The sequence below is a fragment of the Acidovorax sp. KNOB132 genome, from assembly GCF_057541515.1.
On sequence record NZ_BAAJYT010000380.1, the window covers coordinates 1 to 2,633 of the forward strand.

General features: G+C 66.9%; 4 protein-coding genes. All 4 read left to right on the forward strand.

Annotated features, from left to right (window positions below):
• A partial coding sequence (locus AC27IO_RS22670; RefSeq protein ID WP_487090820.1) for a L,D-transpeptidase family protein occupies positions 1–899 on the forward strand: 899 nt, incomplete at its 5' end.
• Positions 896–1,480: a peptidylprolyl isomerase gene (locus tag AC27IO_RS22675; RefSeq protein WP_498740896.1), complete on the forward strand. Its 585-nt coding sequence runs from the start codon at positions 896–898 to the stop codon at positions 1,478–1,480. The genes AC27IO_RS22670 and AC27IO_RS22675, both read left to right, overlap by 4 nt.
• A 60-nt stretch (positions 1,481–1,540) precedes the next feature.
• Positions 1,541–2,047 (forward strand): peptidylprolyl isomerase, encoded by a 507-nt coding sequence (locus tag AC27IO_RS22680; RefSeq protein WP_284402562.1) that lies wholly within the window; start codon positions 1,541–1,543, stop codon positions 2,045–2,047.
• 37 nt (positions 2,048–2,084) lie between these two features.
• On the forward strand, positions 2,085–2,633 hold a 549-nt coding region (locus AC27IO_RS22685; RefSeq protein WP_498740899.1), incomplete at its 3' end, for a UDP-2,3-diacylglucosamine diphosphatase.

Here is a 2,633-nt window from a genome sequence, read left to right on the forward strand (position 1 = left end):
TGCTGGCCGAGCTGCGCGCGGAGTCGCGCCAGCGCACGGACGCCCTGCGGGTGCGCCCCCAGGCGCGCACCATTCCCGCCCAGTTCATCGAGCTGTCGCTGCGTTCGCGGCACGCGATCGCGGTCGATGCGTCGCGCTCGCGGCTCTACCTGTTCGAGAACACGCCCAACGGGCTGGAACTCGTGGCCGACTACTACGCCTCGGTGGGCAAGCTCGGCATCGAAAAACTCATCGAGGGCGACCAGCGCACGCCGCTGGGCGTGTACTTCATCACGAGCCGCCTGGACCCGGCCACGCTCAAGGACTTCTACGGCGCCGGCGCCCTGCCCATCAACTACCCCAATCCGCTGGACCAGAGCCGCGGCAAGACGGGCAGCGGCATCTGGCTGCACGGCACGCCGCCGGACCAGTTCTCGCGCGCGCCGCTGGCCACCGACGGGTGCCTGGCCCTGGCCAACCCGGACCTGGAGCGCATCCTGCGCACGGTGGAGCCACGCTCCACGCCGGTGGTGATCGCACGGCAGCTGCAATGGGTGCCGCCGCACAGCGTGCAGGCCGACCGCAAGGCGTTCGATGCGGTGCTGGATGCCTGGCGCACCGCCAAGTCGCAGGGCGACCTGCAGCGCCTGATGGGGTTTTACGCCCCCACGTTCCAGAGCTACGGCAAGATGCCGCTGCAGGAGTTTTCCAAGCAGCTGGGCGCGGAAACGCGCGCGCTGCGCGGGCGGCCGATCCAGCTCAAGGACAAGACCCTGCTGCGCTGGACGGATGCCTCCGACACCATGGTGGTAACGTTCGGCGAGGTCATCGAAGGGGCCCGCACCGGCCCCGTCAAGCGCCAATACTGGACCCGCAAGGGCAACCAATGGCAGATATTTTTCGAAGGAGTGATTGGATGATTTCCAGAAGAAATTCGACCCTGGCGCTGGCCAGCATGGCGCTGGCAGCTATCGTTTCCGCAGCACCCGCCCAGGCGCAGGACGCGGCGGCCCCCAAGGTGAAGCTCGCCACGTCGCTGGGCGACATCGTGGTCCAGCTCGACCCCGCCAAGGCCCCGAAGACGGTGGACAACTTCCTGTCCTACGTGAAGGACAAGCACTACGACGGCACCGTCTTTCACCGCGTGATCAACGGCTTCATGATCCAGGGCGGCGGCTTCACGCCCGACATGCAGCAAAAGCCCACCAAGGCACCGATTCCGCTGGAGGCCAACAACGGCCTCAAGAACGACAACTACACCATCGCCATGGCCCGCACCGGCAATCCGGACTCGGCCACCTCGCAGTTCTTCATCAACGTGAAGGACAACGCCATGCTCAACGCCACCGGTGAAGGCAACGGCTACGCCGTGTTCGGCAAGGTGGTCTCGGGCACCGACGTGGTGGACAAGATCAAGGCCGTGTCCACGGGCAACAAGGGCATGCACCAGAACGTGCCCACGACACCCGTCGTCATCACCTCCGCCACCGTCGTCAAGTAAAGCCCGCCGGCCCCTGTTCACCACGGCCCTCCCGGCCCCCAACGCTTTCCAAGGAATCCCATGAGCAACCCCCAAGTCGAACTGCACATCGCCGGCCACGGCGTCATCACCCTCGAACTCGATGCCGAAAAGGCGCCGAAGTCCACCGAGAACTTCCTGGCCTACGTGAAGAAGGGCCACTACGACAACACGATCTTCCACCGCGTGATCCCCGGCTTCATGGTGCAGGGCGGCGGGTTCGAGCCCGGCATGAACCAAAAGGGCACCGAAGCCCCGATCGAGAACGAGGCCAACAACGGCCTGAAGAACGCCAACTACACCGTGGCCATGGCCCGCACGAGCGATCCGCACTCGGCCACCGCCCAGTTCTTCATCAACGTGGCCGACAACGGCTTCCTGAACCACACCGCGCCGTCCGCCCAGGGCTGGGGCTATGCCGTGTTCGGCAAGGTGGTCAAGGGCACCGAAGTGGTCGATGCCATCAAGGGCGTGAAGACCGGCCGCAAGGGCTTCCATGACGACGTGCCCAAGGACGACGTGATCATCGAGAAGGCCGTCGCCCTGTAATCGCGGCGACCGCGGCGCACCCATCCCCGCCCGCCCCGTGACCACGACCGTGCCCCGGTTCGAGGAGCTTGCCGCTGCTTCGGACTGGCGCACGGTCGAATTCATTTCCGACCTGCACCTGCAGGCCAGCGAGCCCGCCACGTTCGAGGCCTGGCGACGCTATCTGCGGACCACCGACGCCAGCGCGGTGTTCATCCTGGGCGACCTGTTCGAAGTGTGGGTGGGTGACGACTGCATCGACGATGCCGAGGGGGCCTTCGAGGCCGAATGCGGCGCCCTGCTGCGCGAGGCGGCCCGCCAGCGGCCGGTGTTCTTCATGCACGGCAACCGCGACTTCCTGGTGGGGCCGCGCTTTCTGGCCCACTGCGGCCTGACGGGGCTGCACGACCCGACGGTGCTGCAGTTCGGCGGCGAACGCACCGTGCTCAGCCACGGCGACCTGCTCTGCCTGGACGACGTGGACTACCAGCGCTTTCGCGCGCAGGCCCGCAGCATGGAGTGGCAGCAATGGTTCCTGTCCCAGCCGCTGGCCGTGCGGCGCGCGCAGGCCCGCGGCATCCGCGAGCAGAGCGAGGCGCGCAAGCAG

Bases quoted from the DNA above. Each gene is read 5' to 3' on its own strand.
- AC27IO_RS22675 (WP_498740896.1), top strand. From the start codon at position 896: ATGATTTCCAGAAGAAATTCGACCCTGGCGCTGGCCAGCATGGCGCTG.
- AC27IO_RS22680 (WP_284402562.1), top strand. From the start codon at position 1,541: ATGAGCAACCCCCAAGTCGAACTGCACATCGCCGGCCACGGCGTCATC.